The sequence below is a fragment of the Priestia sp. 53B2 genome (assembly GCF_056099005.1).
The window spans coordinates 116,615-136,482 of sequence record NZ_JBLZXA010000009.1 but is presented as its reverse complement, the minus strand read 5'-3'; the positions used below and the strand labels follow the sequence as shown (position 1 = coordinate 136,482).

Here is a 19,868-nt window from a genome sequence, read left to right as displayed (position 1 = left end):
TGAAAGGAGTTTCACAATGAGAGAGTCAAGTATTAAACGTACAACAAACGAAACGGATATTGCATTAGCGATTGGAATCGATGGAGATGGAAAAGCGAACATTGATACAGGCGTTCCTTTTTTAAATCATATGCTCGATTTATTTACAAAACACGGACAGTTTAACCTTGATGTAAAAGCAGATGGAGACACGGAGATTGATGATCACCATACAACGGAAGATGTCGGTATTTGCCTTGGTCAAACGTTCAAAGAAGCGCTCGGTGATAAAAAAGGAATTAAGCGCTATGGAAATGCTTTTGTACCAATGGATGACGCTTTGGCTCAAGTTGTAGTGGATTTAAGCAATCGTCCTCATTTTGAATTTAAAGGTGACATTCCCGCGTCGCGCGTCGGTACATTTGATACAGAGCTTGTGTATGAATTTTTATGGAAATTTGCATTAGAATCTCGCATGAATGTACATGTAATTGTACACTACGGTAAAAATACACACCACATTATTGAAGCGGTATTTAAGGCTTTAGCACGTGCTTTGGACGAAGCGACAACGATTGATCCGCGTGTCAAAGGTGTGCCTTCGACGAAAGGGATGTTGTAAATGATTGGAATTATCGACTATGGGATGGGCAACTTATACAGCGTAAGTAAAGCTCTTGAACGATTAAACTATGACTATATTATCTCCGCAGATCCTGCAGAACTAAGAAAGGCAAAAGGGCTGATTCTTCCTGGAGTTGGAGCATTCAAAGATGCGATGGAACAGCTGAATCAAACAAAGCTGACGGACTTTATTAAAGAAGAAGTAGCACAAGGAATGCCTTTGCTTGGAATTTGTTTAGGTATGCAGCTTTTATTTGAAGAAAGCGATGAGAACGGCGTAACAAAAGGGCTGGAACTGTTAAAAGGGAGAGTCGAGCGTATTCCCGGCATTACTGCCGAAGGACAGACATATAAAGTTCCGCATATGGGCTGGAACTCTTTAAATTTTCATCAGCAGTCTGCCCTACTTGATGGAATCAGTGAAGGTCACGTGTACTTTGTTCACTCTTATTACGTAAAAACAAATGACCAAGACGTGCTTTTAGCAACAAGTCCTTATGATGTTGAAGTTCCAGCAGTTGTTGGAAAAGAACACGTATTTGGCACTCAATTCCACCCTGAAAAAAGCAGTGCAATTGGAATGCAAATGCTGCAAAGTTATGCAAACTTCGTAGAGAAAAGGAGCCCATCGTATGAGTAAATTTGAAATATATCCAGCCATTGATATGCGCGGAGGAAAGTGCGTCCGTTTGCTTCAAGGAGATTACACAAAAGAAACGGTGTACGGAGATTCTCCGGTAGATATGGCCACACAATTCGCAAGTGAAGGCGCTCAGTGGATTCACATGGTTGATTTAGACGGCGCAAAAGCGGCCAAGCGCGTGAATGATGAATTTGTGCTGGGCGTGAAAAAGAAATTAGATGTACGTGTGCAAATTGGAGGTGGCATTCGCTCAGAAGCTGACGTTGCTTACTATTTAGAAAATGGAATCGACCGCGTTATTTTAGGAAGTGCAGCTATTTCTAATCCTGAATTTGTGAAAAAAATGCTGAAGGAATATGGTGCGCGTATTGCTATTGGTATTGATGCACGCGATGGCTACGTTGCAACGGAAGGTTGGGTGGAAACATCTACAATTAAAGCGACAGAACTAGGAAAAGAATTGGCTAATGCTGGTGCAGAAACATTCATTTTTACTGATATTTCTACCGACGGTATGTTATCTGGTCCTAATGTGCAAGGAATTGTTGAAATGGCTAAGGCTACCGGAAAAGGTGTGATTGCATCAGGGGGAGTTAGTAAGCTTGCTGATCTAGATGCACTAAAGAAATATGAAGCTGACGGCGTTATTGGTGCGATTGTAGGGAAAGCACTTTATACAAATAAGTTTACATTAGCTGGAGCACTTCAAGAGGTGAAAGCGTAATGATTACAAAACGAATCATTCCTTGTTTAGATGTAAAGGACGGCCGTGTGGTAAAAGGAGTTCAGTTTGTGGAACTTCGAGATGCAGGAGATCCTGTAGAGTTGGCGAAATTTTACGATGAAGAAGGCGCAGACGAATTAGTCTTTTTAGATATTTCTGCTTCTCATGAAGGACGCAAAACAATGGTACATGTTGTAGAAGAAGTAGCATCTCAGCTAGCGATTCCTTTTACGGTGGGTGGAGGAATTAATGCATTAGAAGATATGAAGAGAATGCTTCGTGCTGGTGCAGACAAAGTGTCATTAAATACAGCGGCCGTACTCAATCCAGCACTGATTACAGAAGGGTCCGACTTTTTTGGAGCTCAGTGTATTGTGGTAGCCATCGATGCTAAGTACGATGAAAGTTTACAATCATGGCGAGTCTATACACACGGAGGCCGCAACGCAACGGACTGGGAAGTAATCGACTGGGCAAGAGAAGCAGTGAAGCGCGGTGCGGGTGAGATCTTGTTAACGAGTATGGATAAAGATGGCGAAAAGTCAGGGTTTGATTTAGCATTAACCAAAGCAGTCAGCCAAGCGGTGAGCGTTCCTGTTATTGCTTCTGGGGGCGCAGGAAATGGTCAAGATTTTGTCGATGCGTTTGAAAAAGGAGAAGCTGACGCGGCTTTGGCGGCTTCGATCTTTCACTATAAAGAAACATCTGTAAAAGAAATTAAAAGCTATGCAAAACAACAAGGAGTGAGCATTCGATGACGATTGAAAACATTAAATTCAACAGTGATGGACTTGTGCCAGCTATTGTACAAGATGCTGTGAGCAAAGAAGTTTTAACATTGGCTTATATGAACGAAGAATCACTTCAAAAATCAATTGATACACGTGAAACATGGTTTTACAGCCGTTCTCGACAAGAGTTGTGGCACAAGGGCGCAACCTCTGGAAACACACAAAAAATTGTGAGCATGGCATATGACTGTGATGCTGATTCTCTTGTTGTAAAAGTGGAGCCTCAAGGTCCTGCTTGTCATACGGGGGCTTACAGCTGCTTTAATGAAACAATTCTTGGAGAAAATAAACAAAACGATAATCGGTTTGCTATTATTAATGAGCTAGAAGAAGTAATCGCTAAGCGTGAAGCTGAAATGCCAGAAGGAGCTTATACGACGTACTTATTCGATAAAGGCGTAGATAAAATCCTCAAAAAAGTAGGAGAAGAAGCTGGTGAAGTGATTATTGCAGCAAAAAATCGTGACCATGATGAGCTGAAGTGGGAAGTTGCAGATTTATTGTACCACGTACTTGTTTTACTTCGTGAGCAAAAGCTGCCTTTAGACGATGTCCTATCAGTATTAAAAGAGCGTCACTCTAGCTAATAGCTACATAGTGAAAGGAGAGAAGGAGTTGTCTCATTTTAGATAAAAGAGGCAAAACCTTCTCTTATTTGTGTCAAGAAACGACTGCTTACAGGCTCCTTTTTTGAATAGAGGTATTAAACTTCTTGGCAAATGTGATATACTACGAACGTCGAAATTATCAACTTATTTGGAGGGCTTAATGGAAAAACACTCAAAAGTAATTCAAAAAATGGCACAAGTAATTCCATTTTCGCAAACGGGTGACTTCTATTTCGAAAAAGCGCTGCAGGCGTTTGAAGAAGAGGAGTCGGATAAAGCGCTCAAGTATTTAACGCGTGCAAACAAAGAAAATGCCCGTAATCCACAGCTTCTTACAAACGTTGGAGTAGCTTTAACGGAGCGGGGAGATTATCAAGATGCCAACGAGCTTTTTCTCCATGTGATTCATCATATGGACGATACATTAGGAAGCTGTTACTACTATATAGCCAACAGCTATGCGCATCTTGGACTGTTTGAAGAATCAAAAAAATACGCGATGTATTACATTGAGCATTTTCCAAGTGGTGACCTCTTTCGATCGGCTACAGATCTGTTAGATTTACTATCAATTGATGTGGATGAAGAAGATGAAGAGCCTAAAAATCAGCTAGGCGACATGCTGATTATAAAACAAGAACAAGCAAAAAGACTGCTTGAAGCAACGAATTTTGAAGAAGCAGTGGATTTGTTAACTGAAATAATTGATGAGTATCCAGAATTCTGGTCTGCATATAATAATTTAGCGTTAGCTTATTTTTATTTAAATAAAATTGATGAGGCAATGGATTTGCTGAATGAAGTATTGGAGAAAAACCCTGGAAATCTTCATGCGTTATGCAATCAGCTGATTTTCTATTATTATTGCCACAAGCATAAAGAAGTTGAGGAGCTTACAGACGGGCTTAGCCGCGTTTATCCAATGTCATTTGAACACCGCTATAAGCTTGGAGCAACATTTGCATTGATTGGTCAATACAAACTATCATACAGATGGTTAAAAAAGCTTTATACACAAGGATTTCAAGGAGACAACTCATTTCATTATTGGCTCTCATATGCCTCTTACTATACCGGACGTGAAGCGTTCGCTAAAGAAATGTGGAAGCTGGCATTGGAAGACGTTCCTGATAAAGAAGGAGAGGAGCCTTGGCGCATCAGTCAAAAAGCTGCGAAGGTTTTTCAATCGAAAGTGGATGTTACAGCGAAAAAGAAGTGTGCAACAAAAAATGTTCACGATCAGCTTTACAGCTTGTATATGGCAAAAAAGCTTCCTGAACAGCAGCGTCTGCTTCTTTTAGAAGAAATCAAGTCGTCCATACATATGAGTACACTTTTAGATGAAGTATATACGTATGTATGGCAGGATAAACACCATGTAATTTTTGAGGTGGCAGATGTTATTGAACTGGAGATGGAATCGCAGAATGAAAGTGATATCCAGGATCTTTTAAGCTTTTGGTTTTATGTATATGTACAGGTATATAAACAATCCTATGATTTTCAGCATGTGAACGTAAATGCATGGGCTGCAGCCGTCACATATATATGGGCGAAAGAAAAAAGGCAGGCTATTACTCAAGCCGATGCGGCAAAACAATATTCCATTTCCGCTGCAACAGTTAGAAAGTACAGTAAAATTGTGAATACGTTATTAAATTGAGCAAAAAAATAGACGGTAATAGGAAGAACATATTAGGATAGTGTTAACGAAATAATTATCCATAAATTTGGAATCAACTACGAAGGAATTTCCTAAAAGGAGTGTAAAGCAATGACAGAAGAAAAAATTTATGATGTCATTATTATTGGGGCAGGTCCAGCAGGTATGACTGCTGCTGTATATACATCTCGTGCAGATTTATCAACACTAATGATTGAACGCGGAATTCCAGGAGGTCAAATGGCTAATACGGAAGATGTAGAAAACTATCCAGGTTATGACCATATCCTTGGTCCTGACCTTTCTAACAAAATGTTTGAGCATGCAAAAAAATTCGGTGCGGAATATGCGTACGGTGATATTAAAGAAATCATCGACGGAGAAGAATACAAGACAGTTCGTGCAGGCAGCAAAGAATATAAAACACGTTCAGTAATCGTTGCTACTGGTGCGGAATATAAAAAATTAGGCGCGCCAGGAGAAAAAGAACTAGGCGGCCGCGGCGTATCTTATTGTGCTGTATGTGACGGCGCATTTTTTAAAGGTAAAGAGCTAGTCGTTGTAGGCGGTGGAGACTCTGCAGTTGAAGAAGGCGTATATTTAACACGCTTCGCAACAAAAGTAACAATTATTCACCGACGCGATGAGCTTCGCGCGCAGAAAATCCTACAGCAGCGTGCATTTGACAACGAAAAAGTTGATTTTATTTGGAATACAACGGTCAAAGAAGTAAATGAAAAAGACGGTAAAGTAGGCAGCGTAACGTTAGTAGACACAAAAACAGGTGAAGAGCGCGAGTTCGGTGCGGACGGCGTATTCATTTATGTTGGAATGGTTCCACTAACAAAACCATTCGAAAGCCTAAACATCACGAATAAAGAAGGATATATTGAAACGAACGAGCAAATGGAAACAAAAGTACCAGGTGTGTTCGCAGCTGGAGACGTTCGTGAAAAGGCTCTTCGTCAAATTGTAACAGCTACAGGTGATGGCAGCATTGCTGCTCAAGCGGCTCAGCACTATGTAGAAGAGTTAAAAGAAAAGTTAAAAGCTATTCAGCAATAAGGCTGAAATCAATCTTTTACAAAACGTAATTCGGTTTTAACTGTTCTGTAACACCTGTGAAACATTGATGGGTTACTATATAGATAGTAATTGACCCCCTTTTATAAAATATATGTATGTCGGGCATAGGACGTGTTCCTATGCCTCTTTTTTGTGACTATAACAGATTGAATTTACGTATATAACAGCAATGAATTATTTTCAGAAAATTTAGTAATAGTTAGTTCATCTCCGTTGTGAGAGAAGTTTGTTTCGTAGTATAATAAAAGAAAATGTCAGTATACATATGATGAGGTGGAAAACATGCAAAGGGTCACAAATTGTGTATTAATGAAAGACGATAAAGTATTGTTGCTTCAAAAGCCACGAAGAAACTGGTGGGTGGCCCCGGGTGGGAAAATGGAGCAAGGAGAATCTGTAAAAGACTCTGTTGTAAGAGAATTTCGTGAAGAAACGGGAATTTATTTGAAAAATCCCACTGTAAAAGGTATCTTTACTTTTACGATGAAAGAAAACGATCAAATTTCATCTGAATGGATGATGTTTACTTTTTTTGCTACAGATTTTGATGGGACAAATGTGCTAGAATCAGAAGAAGGCAAACTCGGTTGGCATAATTTGAGTGAAGTAAGTGAATTGCCGATGGCACCGGGAGATCATCACATTATCGATTATGTAGCAAAAGGGTCGGGTGTTATTTATGGCAACTTTACGTATACAACGGATTTCGAGTTATTATCTTATCGAATTGATCCTTGTTAATGATAAATAGACATGTATGCATAGATTGAGGGGGATGGAAAATGAGTACTGGGTCTGTAAGCGATATTCAATTAGTGATTATTACTGGAATGTCAGGTGCAGGAAAAACAGTAGCAATTCAGAGTTTTGAAGATTTAGGGTTCTTTTGTGTAGATAATTTACCCCCTACATTGCTACCGAAATTTTTAGAACTCATGAAAGAGTCAGGGAATAAAATGAATAAAGTTGCTCTTGTTATGGACTTGCGAGGCAGAGAGTTTTTTGAAAGCCTGTTTGAAGCATTAGATAACATGAGTGAAACAACGTGGGTCACGCCACAAATTTTATTTTTAGATGCAAAAGATTCTGTATTGGTGACGCGCTATAAAGAAACGAGACGTTCACATCCGCTAGCTCCTTCGGGTTTACCTTTGGAAGGAATTGGTATGGAACGTGAGCTTCTTGAGGAGTTAAAGGGAAGAGCTCAGCTTATTTATGAGACGTCAGAGTTAAAACCAAGAGAGCTTAGAGAAAAGATTTTAACTCAGTTTTCGTCGCACGCTTCACAGGTTTTTACTGTTAATGTGATGTCGTTTGGTTTTAAATATGGTGTACCTATTGACGCTGATTTAGTCTTTGATGTGCGCTTTTTGCCAAACCCTCACTACATTGACCATATGCGTCCTAAAACAGGGCTTGAAGAAGAGGTTTCTTCTTACGTATTAAAATGGACGGAAACTCAAAAGTTCATTGAAAAAGTAGTAGACTTACTTTCGTTTATGCTTCCACAGTACAAGCGAGAAGGTAAAAGCCAGCTGGTCATTGCTATAGGATGCACAGGCGGACAGCATCGCTCCGTCACATTAGCTGAATATTTAGGTCACCATTTCCAGAATGAATACAAAACTCATATTTCTCATCGTGACATTGAGAGGAGAAAGGAAAATCATAGATGAGCAGTGAACAGCTTCCAAAAGTTGTCGTCATTGGGGGAGGAACGGGTTTACCAGTGCTGTTAAGAGGGTTGAAGGAATACCCTCTTGATCTTACAGCCATCGTAACCGTAGCAGACGACGGGGGAAGTTCTGGCCGATTGCGCGATGAACTTGAAATCCCTGCTCCTGGTGATATTCGAAATGTGCTAGTTGCTTTATCTGATGTAGAGCCACTAGTTGAAGAGCTTTTTCAGCATCGATTTGATACAGGAAATGAGCTTACAGGCCATTCTCTTGGCAATTTGTTGCTTGCAGCTATGACGTCTATTACTGGCGATTTTGTGCATGCTATACGAGAAATGAGCAAAGTACTAAACGTCAGAGGGAAAGTACTTCCAGCAGCTAATCAAAGTGTTGTGCTGCATGCGGAGATGCAAGATGGATCCATCGTAACAGGTGAATCTAAAATTCCAGAAGTTAATAAAAAAATTAATAAAGTATTTTTATCGCCCGCCGATGTGAAACCGCTTGTCGAGACAATAAAAGCGATTCGACGCGCTGATTTAATTGTATTGGGGCCCGGAAGTCTTTATACAAGTATTTTGCCGAATTTACTGGTGCAGGATATTTGTAACGAGCTTTGTTCGACAAAAGCAAAGAAAGTGTACGTATGCAACGTGATGACGCAGCCGGGTGAGACATTGGGCTTCAAGGCAAGTGATCATATTAAAGCGCTTTACAATCATATGCCGTGTGCATTTTTAGATGCGATTATCGTCAATAATGCACCTATTCCAGCACCTTTGAAAAAGAAATATCAAGTAGAGCAGGCTCAGCCTGTAGAATATGATCGTGAAGTATTGCTAAAATTAGGTTTAGAAGTGATTGAAGATCAAATTATTCAGTATGACGGCAGCGTAATTAGGCATGATACAAAAAAAGTAGCAAAGCTTGTGTATTCTATGCTGATATCGCTGCAAGGTAAAGCGAATACGGGTGTTTAACACTATTTCCGTATGTAGATTGGAGGTGAAGTTATGTCATTTGCATCAGAAACAAAAAAAGAGTTAACGAATTTAGAAGTCAAAGATTGCTGTGCAAAAGCAGAGCTTTCTGCATTAATTCGAATGAATGGTTCACTTTCTTTTTCGAATAAAAAATTCACAGTTGATGTTCAAACAGAAAACGCAGCGATTGCTCGACGCATTTATGTCCTGCTTAAGAAAAATTATGATGTGTCAGTAGAACTGCTTGTGCGTAAGAAAATGCGGTTGAAGAAAAACAATGTGTATATTGTTCGATTAGTAGAGAAAACGAGAATGCTTTTGGAAGACTTAAAAATTGTAGAAGAAGGATTCACGTTTACACATCGTATTTCACCAGAGCTAGTACAAAAGAAATGCTGTAAGCGATCCTACTTAAGAGGCGCATTTTTAGCCGGCGGTTCTATTAATAACCCAGAGACATCATCGTACCATCTTGAAATCTTTTCATTGTATGAAGAGCACAACGAAGCTTTATGCAATTTAATGAACGAATTTCAATTGAATAGTAAAACATTAGAACGGAAAAAAGGCTATATTAACTATTTGAAAGAAGCTGAAAAAATTACGGAGTTTCTAAATATCATTGGAGCCCATAACGCTCTTTTACGGTTTGAGGATGTAAGAATCGTCCGAGATATGCGAAATTCCGTTAATCGCTTAGTTAATTGTGAAACAGCTAACTTAAATAAAACGATCGGAGCGGCTATTCGTCAAGTGGAAAACATTCGTTATATTGATGAAACAGCTGGATTAGACATCTTACCAGAAAAGCTAAGAGAAATTGCTCGTTTGCGTGTGGAATACCAAGACGTTACGTTAAAGGAGCTTGGTGAGATGGTATCTGGAGGTCAAATTAGCAAATCGGGCATTAACCATCGGTTGCGTAAAATTGACCAAATAGCAGACAAGCTTCGCGCCGGTCAGCCAGTCACATAAGGGGAATTGCAAGGGGGAGGATTTTATCATGGAAAAACAAGTAGAAGTAAAATTAAAAACGGGATTACAAGCTCGTGTTGCGGCACTATTTGTGCAAGAAGCAACTCGTTTTACATCTGATGTGTACTTGAAGAAAGATGAGAAAGTAGTCAACGCTAAAAGTATCATGGGGTTAATGAGCTTAGCGATTAATAATGGTTCTCTTATTACGCTCATCGTTGAAGGGGTAGACGAAAAAGAAGCAATGGATGCGTTAGTAGCTTACGTAGAGAACGATGCATAAAAAAGCCTTTCCCGTTGCGGGAAAGGCTTTTTTTTATTTAGGGTCGTTTTCTAATACTTTGTCAATTAGACCGTATTCTAAAGCGCGTTCAGCAGTCATGAAATTATCACGATCTGTATCACGTTGTAGCACTTCTAAAGGTTGACCTGTACGCTCAGCTAAAATTGAATTTAGTTTTTCGCGTAAGAATAGAATACGTTTTGCCGCAATTTCGATTTCAGTAGCTTGTCCTTGAGCACCACCAAGAGGTTGATGAATCATTACTTCGCTGTTTGGAAGAGCAAAACGTTTGCCCTTTTCACCAGCAGCCAGTAAGAAAGCACCCATTGATGCAGCCATACCGATACAAATTGTAGAAACTTTTGGCTTAATGAATTGCATCGTATCGTAGATAGCCATTCCAGCTGTAATAGAGCCACCTGGACTGTTGATATAAAGTGAGATATCTTTTTCTGGGTCTTCAGCAGCTAAGAATAGAAGCTGAGAAACGATTGAGTTAGCTACATTATCGTCAATAGCACTACCTAAAATAATAATGCGGTCTTTTAATAAACGTGAATAAATGTCATAAGCACGTTCACCACGGTTTGTTTGTTCAATAACTGTAGGAATTAAGTTCATATTAAATTCCTCCTTAACAAGAATAATTTGTTATGTACCTATAATACACGTATGGTCAATAAAGGTCAAACAAAAGAACCTCTACTACACATATTCGCTTAAAAGACTATGTATTCCTCTTTGACATTATTAAAATTTTTCCCCCTTCTAAAAAAAATAAACGTAGTATTCTATTGAAAAGAGAAGTTTTCTCTCCTATAATGGAAGTTGTGACAAATATGCCCTCGTAGTGTAGTGGATAGCACAAGAGATTCCGGTTCTCTTAGGGTGGGTTCGAATCCTGTCGAGGGCGTCTTAAAACGTTGCGGATTACGCAACGTTTTTTATTTTGAGTAAAAAGGCTCATATTCTTAAAAAATAATATTTATTTTTCTCCTGTAACCCTTTATACGCGTAAGGAAGCAAGAAATTAATTCCATTGTACCGGTTGCGGAATTTGTCAGAATACTATAAAACAGTATATAAGGAAAAGAAACACGGAGGAGGAATAAATATGAAATATATGAACAAACTTTTCATTGTCAGTGCATCGGTAGCACTATTGCTGTCTGCATGCGGGACGAACGAAGATTCTGCTCAGCCGAAGTCTAATGATCAAGCAGAAAATGTTCAGCAGGATACAGCTTCTAAATCTGATCAAACATCAGGCGCTGCAAAAGAAGATTCGAAAAAAGATGCGGATTCTTCCGAGGTCTCAGCCAAACCTTCAGGAAGTCAATCATCAACTAGCGAAACAGCAGAAGATGGACAGTCAACCTCTTCTTCAGAAACAAAACTAACAAAAAGCCCAGAACAAGATTATTCTATTCAAGTAATGGACGGTTATAAACTAACGGGTGAAGAACCAGGAAAAGATGTATTAGTATTAACTTCAGATGATTCTCAATTTATGCGTATTGAAATGCTTTCATCAGAAGCATCGATGGACGACGCTGCTCAATCTGTTAAACAAACGGCAACAGCAGTTAATAAAAATGCAGCAGAGAAAAAGAATCTTGAAGAGAATGGAATCTTCAAAGATTCTGTTTGGTATGAAGCCACATCTGGCGATCATACGGTAAACGCCGTGTTGGTTAAAGGAAAGAAACCAATGAAGCTAACCATCTTCACGAAAAATGACGAAGAAAACTTGGACAAGTTTATGCAAATGGCACAAACCATTCAATAAGCAATTCTTCTATATATTATACACATGCAGAAAATTCGACATGACGAAGAAACCGTCATGTTGGATTATTGCTCGGATCATGTGGTTGGGGCGAATTATAATGAAAAGTTATAAAGGTGCATAGCTCTATTGCTTTTTTGATGGTTAGTAATTAAAAATAGGATGAACCGCTTCGTTAACAAAGGTTGACGGAGATTTTTTGATGAAAAAATTACATATAAAAAATAGTTACATGCTCTTTGAAAGCGTTTTTATAGTAAAATAGATGAAGGGGAGGGGAGAAATAATGGAGATTGGATTATTTCAGCAGCAGTCGTTAAAGCTGACGATGTCAAAAGAATTATCACAAGCTATTTCTCTTTTACAATATTCATCGATGGATATTGTAGCGTTTTTACATGAGCAGGCGCTTCAAAATCCGCTTATAGATTTTTCAGAGCTGCCCGTCTATACATCTCACAATCAAAAAAATCATGCAACTTCTGATTCAACAGATTATATGAGCAGTATACCAGCTCCTAAAGAAACGCTGTACGAACATTTAATGAATCAATCCGCATTATTAAAATTAGATGAATGTGAGCAGGCAGCCGTTGAGTTTGTTATTCATAGTCTGGATGATGCTGGCTATTTGCACGATGAGTTAATCATACTTGCTAACCAGCTTGGCCAAGGTCAAGAGCAGGTTGAAAAGGCTCTTCAGCTTGTGCAGCAGATGGACCCGGCAGGAGTAGGGGCAAGAAGTTTACAAGAGTGCTTAATGCTTCAATTAAAAAGAAGCAATCAATGGACAGAAAAAATAGAGCAAATTTTGACACATCACTTTGAGGAATTTGCGTATAAAAAATGGATGAAAATCTCAAAGTTATGTCAAATCTCACTTGAAGCTCTTCAACAATTACATGAACAGATTAAGAAATTAAATCCTCGTCCTGGATCGTTTTATATGAAGTCCAATGAACGATTCATTGTACCGGATTTTATTGTAAAAATTGAAGATGGAAATGTCGTTGCTTATGCAAATGAGGATTTGGAACCTCGGCTTTCAGTGAATGAACAATACAAACTTCAGCTGAAAAATAGGCAGAACCAAGAAATGTTTTCTTATTTGCAAGAGAAATATCGTGAATTCCAATGGATTATGAAAAGTTTACACACACGCAAAGATACATTAAACGCATTAATGAATACCTTACTCGTTGAACAAGAAGCATTTTTTAAAAAGGGTCCTTCGTATTTGAAGCCGTTAACAATGAAGGAAGTAGCGGAACAAACGTCTGTGCATGAATCAACGATTAGCCGTGCTACTCGGCACAAATATATTCAAACGCCTTTTGGCACCTTTTCAATGAAATCTTTTTTCTCAACTAGTATTCAACTGGGCAACAACGAAGCGACTTCTACAACTCACGTAAAAGAACTGCTTAAAAAGCTAGTAGCAGAAGAAAACAAACAGCGTCCGCTTTCAGATCAGCAGTTGGCTAACGTTTTGCAAAGCAATTATAACGTTACTATTTCAAGAAGAACGGTAGCCAAATATCGAGATCAATTAAACGTTCTACCATCCAGTCAACGAAAACTTTTTGTCACGCAGTAAAGGAGTGGGAATGTGGAAGTCGTACTGTATACCAAAAATGGCTGTCACTTATGCGATGATGCAAAGAAGCTGCTTGCAGAGCTGCAGTCGGAGTTTCCCTTTCAGCTTATTGAACGAGATATTTACAAAAACGATGAGTGGCTGGAAAAGTATCACCTTGCCATTCCTGTAGTAGAAATGGATGGAGAAGAAGTGGAATATGGAAAAATAACAGGTATTCCGTTAAGAAAACGCTTACTTTTAAAAATAGGCAACACATGAGTTGAATAAAGGATTCACTCCTGTTAGAATAGATTTTGTAGCAGGGTGAATTTTTTTGCGCAAGGTGGGACATAATATGTCTATACGGGACAAAATGTGTCCAGCGAGTTTATGCCTTAAGGGGATTTTAACATGCGTTCTTTAATAGAAGTACAACGAAAATTATTACCTGAACTTCTCTCAGTTATGCAAAAGCGCTATCAAATCTTGCAATACATACGTTTAATGCAGCCGATTGGCCGCAGAAACTTAGCTGTAAGCCTTGGGCTAACAGAGCGTGTGTTACGAAGCGAAGTAACATTCTTAAAAGAACAAGATTTGATTGATATTTACCCTAGTGGAATGACGCTTACAAATGAGGGAGAACTCCTTCTGGCTGAATTAGAAGAAGTAATGAAGGAAGTTTCAGGACTTCGATTATTGGAAACAACATTAAAAGAGGCGTTTTCTTTATCAGAAGTTGTTGTTGTATCTGGAGATAGTGATCAGTCTCCTTGGGTCAAAAATGAAATGGGTCGAGCATCTGTTTCGTGTATCAAGGAGCGCCTTGTTGGTAAAAAAAATACCGTTGCTGTTACAGGTGGTACCACGCTTGCCGCCGTTGCTGAAATGATGACACCTGATTTAAAACACCCTGATGTACTTTTTGTACCTGCTCGCGGAGGGCTAGGTGAAAATGTACAAAACCAAGCAAATACGATTTGTGCTAAGATGGCTGAAAAGTCCATGAGTCACTATCGCTTGCTTCATGTTCCAGATCAGCTTAGTGATGAAGCATACCGATCCATTATCGGTGAACCATCTATTAAAGACATGCTTCATTTAATTAAGTCCGCTGGTATGGTTGTTCACGGAATAGGAGACGCTATGACAATGGCAGAACGCCGTAAAACACCACAAGCAGACTTAGAAAAAGTGAAAAATGGACATGCTGTAGGTGAGGCATTTGGATATTATTTTAATCATCAAGGCGAAGTTGTTCATAAAGTTAAAACAGTTGGCATACAACTCGATGATTTAAAGAACAATAAATGTGTTATTGCTGTTGCAGGAGGTTCATCAAAAGCAAAGGCAATTAAAGCGTTTATGCAACAAGCGCATGATTCGATTCTTATTACAGATGAAGGCGCCGCAAAAGAGTTAGTAAGGGATTTTAATTAATCCCTCATATAAAAAAATACTTTTTACATTCAAGGAGGAAATACCCATGGCAGTAAAAATTGGTATTAACGGATTTGGTCGTATCGGCCGTAACGTATTCCGTGCAGCTTTAAAAAATGATAACGTTGAAGTAGTAGCAATTAACGACTTAACAGATGCTAACATGCTTGCTCACCTTTTAAAATATGATTCTGTACACGGAAAATTAGATGCAGAAGTAGTAGTAGATGGTAGCAACTTAGTAGTAAACGGTAAAACAATCGAAATCTCTGCTGAACGTGACCCAGCTCAATTATCTTGGGGCAAACAAGGCGTAGAAATCGTTGTTGAATCTACTGGATTCTTCACAAAACGCGCTGACGCTGCGAAACACTTAGAAGCAGGAGCTAAAAAAGTAATCATCTCTGCTCCAGCATCTGACGAAGATATCACAATCGTAATGGGTGTTAACGAAGACAAATACGATGCGGCTAACCACAACGTAATTTCAAACGCTTCTTGTACAACTAACTGCTTAGCGCCATTTGCTAAAGTGTTAAATGACAAGTTCGGTCTTAAACGCGGAATGATGACAACAGTTCACTCTTACACAAACGACCAACAAATCTTAGACTTACCACACAAAGATTACCGTCGTGCTCGTGCAGCTGCTGAAAACATCATCCCAACTTCAACTGGTGCTGCTAAAGCTGTATCTCTAGTATTACCTGAATTAAAAGGTAAATTAAACGGTGGAGCTATGCGTGTTCCGACTCCAAACGTTTCTTTAGTAGACTTAGTTGCTGAACTTGACAAAGAAGTAACTGTTGAGGATGTAAACAACGCTCTTAAAGAAGCTGCTGAAGGCGATCTTAAAGGTATCCTTGGTTACAGCGAAGAGCCACTAGTATCTGGTGACTACAATGGTAACATCAACTCTTCTACAATCGATGCATTATCTACAATGGTAATGGAAGGTAACATGGTTAAAGTTATCTCTTGGTACGACAACGAGAGCGGATATTCTAACCGTGTAGTAGACCTTGCTCAATACATCGCTGCTAAAGGACTATAAGAATAACTTAAAATTCGCTTCTATTTTATTCAATAAGACAGAAATCGACTAGACTTTCCTTTTTTATTGGATATCTGAAAATAGAACGACTATAATAAGACTTGCTAAGGAAGAGAGGGGCATACCCCCTCTTCCTTGATTTATGTATTGGCTTCTACATGAAAAAGCGTCATAAGCAGCTAACTGGAGTTTCACTTTATATAGAAAGGCGCCAATATATAAAATGAAATGTACGGTGGTTTGTGGATTGATGATTACATAGAAGCCTACTTGCTTAGTACCATAAATACTTAAGGAGGCCTTTTAACGATGAACAAAAAAACGTTGAAAGACATCGATGTAAAAGGAAAGCGAGTATTTTGTCGCGTAGACTTTAACGTACCAATGAAAGACGGAAAAGTAACAGACGAAACTCGTATTCGTGCAGCTATTCCTACTATTCAATATTTAGTAGAACAAGGTGCAAAAGTAATTTTAGCTAGCCATCTTGGACGTCCAAAAGGCGAAGTTGTTGAAGAGTTACGTCTAAATGCTGTTGCAGAACGTTTACAAGCTCTTCTTGGTAAAGACGTTGCAAAAGCTGACGAAGCTTTTGGCGAAGAAGTAAAGAAAACAATCGACGGTATGAGCGAAGGCGATGTTTTAGTACTTGAAAACGTACGTTTTTACCCAGGTGAAGAGAAAAACGATCCTGAATTAGCAAAAGCATTTGCTGAATTAGCAGACGTGTACGTAAACGATGCATTCGGTGCAGCTCACCGTGCGCATGCTTCAACAGAAGGAATTGCACAACATATTCCAGCAGTAGCAGGTTTCTTAATGGAAAAAGAGCTTGATGTGCTTTCAAAAGCATTATCAAACCCAGAACGTCCATTTACTGCAATCGTTGGTGGAGCAAAAGTTAAAGACAAAATCGGTGTAATTGACCACTTGCTTGATAAAGTAGATAACTTAATCATCGGTGGAGGACTTTCTTACACATTTATTAAGGCACTAGGCCATGAAGTAGGTAAATCACTTCTTGAAGAAGACAAGATTGAACTTGCAAAATCTTTCATGGAAAAAGCTAAGAAAAACGGAGTAAACTTCTACATGCCGGTGGACGTGGTAGTAGCAGATGACTTCTCAAATGATGCTAATATTCAAGTTGTATCAATTGAAGATATTCCAAGCGATTGGGAAGGCTTAGACGCAGGACCGAAAACGCGTGAAATCTATGCTGACGTAATCAAAAACTCTAAGTTAGTTATTTGGAATGGACCAATGGGTGTATTTGAATTAGACGCATTTGCTAACGGAACAAAAGCAGTAGCAGAAGCTTTAGCAGAAGCAACTGACACATATTCAGTAATCGGCGGAGGAGACTCTGCAGCAGCTGTTGAAAAATTCAACTTAGCTGATAAAATGAGCCATATTTCTACAGGTGGCGGTGCGTCACTAGAGTTTATGGAAGGTAAAGAACTTCCAGGCGTAGTTGCATTAAACGATAAGTAAGTTTATGTTTCAGTAAGACGGAGGACCGACCTGACGACTGATAATATAGAAAATTATCAAGCAGCGAAGATGGATGACCAAGAGATAAAAGGGACCGAATCACTTTTAACAGCACCCTCTTGGACATCTAACGCGTGAAGGGAAAACCCACAATAAACAAAGGACGGTGTTATACATGCGTAAACCAATTATTGCAGGAAACTGGAAAATGAACAAAGTACTTTCTGAAGCAACTAGCTTTGTTGAAGAAGTAAAAGGAGCAGTACCATCTCCTGAAAGCGTAGAATCAGTAGTATGTGCACCTGCACTATTTTTAGATCGTTTAGTAGAAGCGACTAAAGGCACAGACTTAAAAATTGGTGCACAAAACATGCACTTTGAAGAAAACGGTGCGTTCACTGGAGAAGTGAGCCCTGTTGCTTTAGCAGACTTAGGTGTGAACTATGTCATTTTAGGACACTCTGAGCGTCGTGAAATGTTTGCTGAAACGGACGAAACAGTAAACCAAAAAACAATCGCTGCATTCAAACACGGTTTAACACCAATCGTTTGCTGCGGTGAAACAAACGAAGAGTACGAACAAGATCAAACAAAAACAGTTGTAGCTAATCAAGTACAAAAAGCATTAGCTGGTCTAACTGATGAGCAAGTAAAACAAACGGTTATCGCATATGAGCCAATCTGGGCAATCGGTACAGGTAAATCTTCAACTGCTGAAGGTGCAAACGAAGTTTGTGCATACATCCGTAGCGTTGTTGCAGAACAATTCTCTCAAGATGTTGCAGATGCTGTACGTATTCAATACGGCGGTAGCGTAAAACCTGCTAATATTAAAGAATATATGTCTCAATCAGACATTGACGGAGCTTTAGTAGGTGGAGCAAGCTTAGAAGCAGATTCTTTCTTACAGCTTTTGGAGGCTGGTAAGTAATGAGTAAAAAGCCAGTAGCATTAATCATCTTAGATGGTTTTGCATTACGCGATGAAGATAAAGGTAATGCGGTAACACATGCAAAAAAACCAAACTTCGACCGTTTCTGGAACGAGTATCCTCATGCTACACTTCAGGCGTCTGGAGAAGCTGTAGGCTTACCAGAAGGCCAAATGGGTAACTCTGAAGTAGGTCACTTAAACATCGGCGCAGGCCGAATTGTGTACCAAAGCTTAACTCGTGTAAACGTAGCAATTCGTGAAGGCGAGTTTGAACAAAACGAAACGCTTCTAGCAGCTGTAAAGCACGCAAAAGAAAAGGGTACAAATCTTCATCTTTTCGGGCTTTTATCTGATGGCGGTGTACACAGTCATATCGAACATCTATATGCATTATTGCGTCTAGCTAAGAGTGAAGGCTTAGAAAAAGTCTACATTCATGGCTTCTTAGATGGTCGTGATGTAGCACCTCAATCTGCTGAAACGTATTTAAAAGAACTTAATGAAAAAATTGAAGAGTACGGCGTTGGTGAAATTGCAACACTTTCAGGACGTTACTACTCAATGGACCGCGACAAACGCTGGGAGCGCGTAGAGAAATCATACCGCGCAATGGTGTACGGCGAAGGTCCATCATATACAAGCGCTGAAGAGTGCGTAAAAGATTCGTATGAAAATGGAATCTATGACGAATTCGTTTTACCTTCTGTTATTACAAAAGAAGACGGATCGCCAGTTGCGACAATTCAAGACGAAGATGCAGTTATTTTCTACAACTTCCGTCCGGATCGCGCAATTCAAATTTCAAATACGTTCGCAAACGAAGATTTCCGTTCATTTGATCGTGGTGAAAAACATCCGAAAAACTTACATTTTGTATGTTTAACTCACTTCAGCGAAACAGTTGACGGATATGTAGCCTTTAAGCCAATTAACTTGGATAACACGCTTGGTGAAGTATTATCTCAAAATAGCTTAAAGCAGCTTCGTATTGCCGAGACAGAAAAATATCCTCACGTAACGTTCTTTATGAGCGGTGGACGTGAAGCAGAGTTTCCTGGTGAAACACGTATCTTAATCGATTCACCAAAAGTAGCAACATATGACTTGAAACCTGAGATGAGTGCTTATGAAGTGACGGACGCGTTGCTTGCAGAAATCGAAGGCGATAAGCAAGACGCTATTTTATTAAACTTTGCAAATCCTGATATGGTTGGCCATTCAGGTATGTTAGAACCAACAGTAAAAGCGATTGAAACAGTAGATGAGTGCTTAGGCAAAATCGTAGATGCAATTTTAGCTAAAGGCGGTACAGCAATCATCACAGCAGACCATGGTAATGCTGATGAAGTGATTACGCTTGAAGGTAATCCAATGACGGCTCATACAACGAATCCTGTTCCAGTAATCGTAACCAAACAAGGCTTAGAGCTTCGTGAAGACGGTATTCTAGGAGATCTAGCTCCTACGATGCTTACTCTTCTAGATGTAGCACAGCCAAAAGAAATGACAGGTAAAACATTAATTAAATAATTAATTATAAA

General features: G+C 39.3%; 21 protein-coding genes and 1 tRNA gene. 21 read left to right on the top strand and 1 reads right to left on the bottom strand.

Annotation, left to right across the window (positions count from 1 at the left end; translation table 11 throughout):
• Positions 1 to 16: 16 nt before the first annotated feature.
• The 12 genes from hisB (at position 17) to ACN6NE_RS09865 (ending at position 10,038) form a co-directional block, all read left to right on the top strand.
• Positions 17 to 601 (top strand): imidazoleglycerol-phosphate dehydratase HisB, encoded by a 585-nt coding sequence (hisB, locus tag ACN6NE_RS09920; RefSeq protein WP_474325276.1) that lies wholly within the window; start codon positions 17 to 19, stop codon positions 599 to 601.
• Positions 602 to 1,243: an imidazole glycerol phosphate synthase subunit HisH gene (hisH, locus tag ACN6NE_RS09915; RefSeq protein WP_129705360.1), complete on the top strand. Its 642-nt coding sequence runs from the start codon at positions 602 to 604 to the stop codon at positions 1,241 to 1,243.
• Positions 1,236 to 1,970 carry a 1-(5-phosphoribosyl)-5-[(5-phosphoribosylamino)methylideneamino]imidazole-4-carboxamide isomerase gene (gene hisA, locus ACN6NE_RS09910; protein ID WP_474325275.1) on the top strand — a complete coding sequence of 245 codons (735 nt, stop codon included), beginning with the start codon at positions 1,236 to 1,238 and terminating at the stop codon, positions 1,968 to 1,970. The genes hisH and hisA overlap by 8 nt, the downstream gene beginning before the upstream one ends.
• Positions 1,970 to 2,728, top strand: a complete 759-nt coding sequence (hisF, locus tag ACN6NE_RS09905) for an imidazole glycerol phosphate synthase subunit HisF (protein ID WP_025752585.1) — start codon at positions 1,970 to 1,972, stop codon at positions 2,726 to 2,728. The genes hisA and hisF overlap by 1 nt, the downstream gene beginning before the upstream one ends.
• Positions 2,725 to 3,348 (top strand): bifunctional phosphoribosyl-AMP cyclohydrolase/phosphoribosyl-ATP diphosphatase HisIE, encoded by a 624-nt coding sequence (gene hisIE / locus ACN6NE_RS09900; RefSeq protein ID WP_013059715.1) that lies wholly within the window; start codon positions 2,725 to 2,727, stop codon positions 3,346 to 3,348. Before hisF ends, hisIE begins: the two co-directional genes overlap by 4 nt.
• Positions 3,349 to 3,529: 181 nt before the next feature.
• Positions 3,530 to 5,032, top strand: a complete 1,503-nt coding sequence (locus ACN6NE_RS09895; RefSeq protein WP_129705356.1) for a tetratricopeptide repeat protein — start codon at positions 3,530 to 3,532, stop codon at positions 5,030 to 5,032.
• A gap of 111 nt (positions 5,033 to 5,143) precedes the next feature.
• Positions 5,144 to 6,097 carry a thioredoxin-disulfide reductase gene (gene trxB / locus ACN6NE_RS09890; RefSeq protein WP_013059713.1) on the top strand — a complete coding sequence of 318 codons (954 nt, stop codon included), beginning with the start codon at positions 5,144 to 5,146 and terminating at the stop codon, positions 6,095 to 6,097.
• 303 nt (positions 6,098 to 6,400) lie between these two features.
• Positions 6,401 to 6,859 carry an 8-oxo-dGTP diphosphatase gene (locus tag ACN6NE_RS09885; protein WP_013059712.1) on the top strand — a complete coding sequence of 153 codons (459 nt, stop codon included), beginning with the start codon at positions 6,401 to 6,403 and terminating at the stop codon, positions 6,857 to 6,859.
• Between the two features lie 41 nt (positions 6,860 to 6,900).
• The gene (rapZ, locus tag ACN6NE_RS09880) at positions 6,901 to 7,794 is read left to right on the top strand and encodes an RNase adapter RapZ (RefSeq protein WP_013059711.1); all 894 of its coding nucleotides are present in this window, start codon (positions 6,901 to 6,903) and stop codon (positions 7,792 to 7,794) included.
• Positions 7,791 to 8,777, top strand: coding sequence for a gluconeogenesis factor YvcK family protein (locus tag ACN6NE_RS09875; protein WP_474325274.1), 987 nt, complete (start codon positions 7,791 to 7,793; stop codon positions 8,775 to 8,777). The genes rapZ and ACN6NE_RS09875 overlap by 4 nt, the downstream gene beginning before the upstream one ends.
• Positions 8,778 to 8,810: 33 nt before the next feature.
• The gene (gene whiA, locus ACN6NE_RS09870; protein WP_013085390.1) at positions 8,811 to 9,755 is read left to right on the top strand and encodes a DNA-binding protein WhiA; all 945 of its coding nucleotides are present in this window, start codon (positions 8,811 to 8,813) and stop codon (positions 9,753 to 9,755) included.
• A gap of 28 nt (positions 9,756 to 9,783) precedes the next feature.
• On the top strand, positions 9,784 to 10,038 hold the full coding sequence (locus tag ACN6NE_RS09865) for an HPr family phosphocarrier protein (RefSeq protein ID WP_013059708.1): 255 nt from the start codon (positions 9,784 to 9,786) through the stop codon (positions 10,036 to 10,038).
• A 33-nt stretch (positions 10,039 to 10,071) separates the two neighbouring features.
• Here the strand turns inward: ACN6NE_RS09865 and clpP are convergent, their stop codons facing one another.
• Positions 10,072 to 10,659: an ATP-dependent Clp endopeptidase proteolytic subunit ClpP gene (gene clpP, locus ACN6NE_RS09860; RefSeq protein WP_013059707.1), complete on the bottom strand. Its 588-nt coding sequence runs from the start codon at positions 10,657 to 10,659 to the stop codon at positions 10,072 to 10,074.
• Between the two features lie 220 nt (positions 10,660 to 10,879).
• Here clpP and ACN6NE_RS09855 point away from each other — a divergent pair.
• From ACN6NE_RS09855 to gpmI, 9 genes are all read left to right on the top strand, one after another.
• Positions 10,880 to 10,951: transfer RNA gene (locus ACN6NE_RS09855), tRNA-Arg, on the top strand.
• Positions 10,952 to 11,152: 201 nt separating this feature from the next.
• Positions 11,153 to 11,827, top strand: a complete 675-nt coding sequence (locus tag ACN6NE_RS09850; RefSeq protein ID WP_474325273.1) for a hypothetical protein — start codon at positions 11,153 to 11,155, stop codon at positions 11,825 to 11,827.
• A gap of 286 nt (positions 11,828 to 12,113) precedes the next feature.
• The gene (rpoN, locus tag ACN6NE_RS09845; RefSeq protein ID WP_116516502.1) at positions 12,114 to 13,424 is read left to right on the top strand and encodes an RNA polymerase factor sigma-54; all 1,311 of its coding nucleotides are present in this window, start codon (positions 12,114 to 12,116) and stop codon (positions 13,422 to 13,424) included.
• 12 nt (positions 13,425 to 13,436) lie between these two features.
• Complete coding sequence (locus ACN6NE_RS09840; protein WP_043977322.1) at positions 13,437 to 13,685, top strand: glutaredoxin family protein; 249 nt, start codon at positions 13,437 to 13,439, stop codon at positions 13,683 to 13,685.
• Between the two features lie 132 nt (positions 13,686 to 13,817).
• A complete protein-coding gene (locus tag ACN6NE_RS09835; protein WP_013085386.1) occupies positions 13,818 to 14,846 on the top strand; it encodes a sugar-binding transcriptional regulator in 1,029 nt (342 codons plus the stop codon).
• A gap of 46 nt (positions 14,847 to 14,892) precedes the next feature.
• Positions 14,893 to 15,900, top strand: a complete 1,008-nt coding sequence (gap, locus tag ACN6NE_RS09830) for a type I glyceraldehyde-3-phosphate dehydrogenase (RefSeq protein WP_013059702.1) — start codon at positions 14,893 to 14,895, stop codon at positions 15,898 to 15,900.
• Between the two features lie 309 nt (positions 15,901 to 16,209).
• A complete protein-coding gene (locus ACN6NE_RS09825; protein ID WP_013059701.1) occupies positions 16,210 to 17,394 on the top strand; it encodes a phosphoglycerate kinase in 1,185 nt (394 codons plus the stop codon).
• 175 nt (positions 17,395 to 17,569) lie between these two features.
• Entirely contained in the window at positions 17,570 to 18,325 is a 756-nt protein-coding gene (gene tpiA, locus ACN6NE_RS09820; protein WP_013059700.1) for a triose-phosphate isomerase, read from the top strand.
• Positions 18,325 to 19,857: a 2,3-bisphosphoglycerate-independent phosphoglycerate mutase gene (gpmI, locus tag ACN6NE_RS09815; RefSeq protein ID WP_129705346.1), complete on the top strand. Its 1,533-nt coding sequence runs from the start codon at positions 18,325 to 18,327 to the stop codon at positions 19,855 to 19,857. The genes tpiA and gpmI overlap by 1 nt, the downstream gene beginning before the upstream one ends.
• Positions 19,858 to 19,868: the final 11 nt, after the last annotated feature.

What these genes read in the sequence shown, in the direction of transcription:
- hisB (WP_474325276.1), top strand. Translation starts at nt 17, where the DNA reads ATGAGAGAGTCAAGTATTAAACGTACAACAAACGAAACGGATATTGCA.
- hisH (WP_129705360.1), top strand. Translation starts at nt 602, where the DNA reads ATGATTGGAATTATCGACTATGGGATGGGCAACTTATACAGCGTAAGT.
- hisA (WP_474325275.1), top strand. Translation starts at nt 1,236, where the DNA reads ATGAGTAAATTTGAAATATATCCAGCCATTGATATGCGCGGAGGAAAG.
- hisF (WP_025752585.1), top strand. Translation starts at nt 1,970, where the DNA reads ATGATTACAAAACGAATCATTCCTTGTTTAGATGTAAAGGACGGCCGT.
- hisIE (WP_013059715.1), top strand. Translation starts at nt 2,725, where the DNA reads ATGACGATTGAAAACATTAAATTCAACAGTGATGGACTTGTGCCAGCT.
- ACN6NE_RS09895 (WP_129705356.1), top strand. Translation starts at nt 3,530, where the DNA reads ATGGAAAAACACTCAAAAGTAATTCAAAAAATGGCACAAGTAATTCCA.
- trxB (WP_013059713.1), top strand. Translation starts at nt 5,144, where the DNA reads ATGACAGAAGAAAAAATTTATGATGTCATTATTATTGGGGCAGGTCCA.
- ACN6NE_RS09885 (WP_013059712.1), top strand. Translation starts at nt 6,401, where the DNA reads ATGCAAAGGGTCACAAATTGTGTATTAATGAAAGACGATAAAGTATTG.
- rapZ (WP_013059711.1), top strand. Translation starts at nt 6,901, where the DNA reads ATGAGTACTGGGTCTGTAAGCGATATTCAATTAGTGATTATTACTGGA.
- ACN6NE_RS09875 (WP_474325274.1), top strand. Translation starts at nt 7,791, where the DNA reads ATGAGCAGTGAACAGCTTCCAAAAGTTGTCGTCATTGGGGGAGGAACG.
- whiA (WP_013085390.1), top strand. Translation starts at nt 8,811, where the DNA reads ATGTCATTTGCATCAGAAACAAAAAAAGAGTTAACGAATTTAGAAGTC.
- ACN6NE_RS09865 (WP_013059708.1), top strand. Translation starts at nt 9,784, where the DNA reads ATGGAAAAACAAGTAGAAGTAAAATTAAAAACGGGATTACAAGCTCGT.
- clpP (WP_013059707.1), bottom strand. Translation starts at nt 10,659, where the DNA reads ATGAACTTAATTCCTACAGTTATTGAACAAACAAACCGTGGTGAACGT.
- ACN6NE_RS09850 (WP_474325273.1), top strand. Translation starts at nt 11,153, where the DNA reads ATGAAATATATGAACAAACTTTTCATTGTCAGTGCATCGGTAGCACTA.
- rpoN (WP_116516502.1), top strand. Translation starts at nt 12,114, where the DNA reads ATGGAGATTGGATTATTTCAGCAGCAGTCGTTAAAGCTGACGATGTCA.
- ACN6NE_RS09835 (WP_013085386.1), top strand. Translation starts at nt 13,818, where the DNA reads ATGCGTTCTTTAATAGAAGTACAACGAAAATTATTACCTGAACTTCTC.
- gap (WP_013059702.1), top strand. Translation starts at nt 14,893, where the DNA reads ATGGCAGTAAAAATTGGTATTAACGGATTTGGTCGTATCGGCCGTAAC.
- ACN6NE_RS09825 (WP_013059701.1), top strand. Translation starts at nt 16,210, where the DNA reads ATGAACAAAAAAACGTTGAAAGACATCGATGTAAAAGGAAAGCGAGTA.
- tpiA (WP_013059700.1), top strand. Translation starts at nt 17,570, where the DNA reads ATGCGTAAACCAATTATTGCAGGAAACTGGAAAATGAACAAAGTACTT.
- gpmI (WP_129705346.1), top strand. Translation starts at nt 18,325, where the DNA reads ATGAGTAAAAAGCCAGTAGCATTAATCATCTTAGATGGTTTTGCATTA.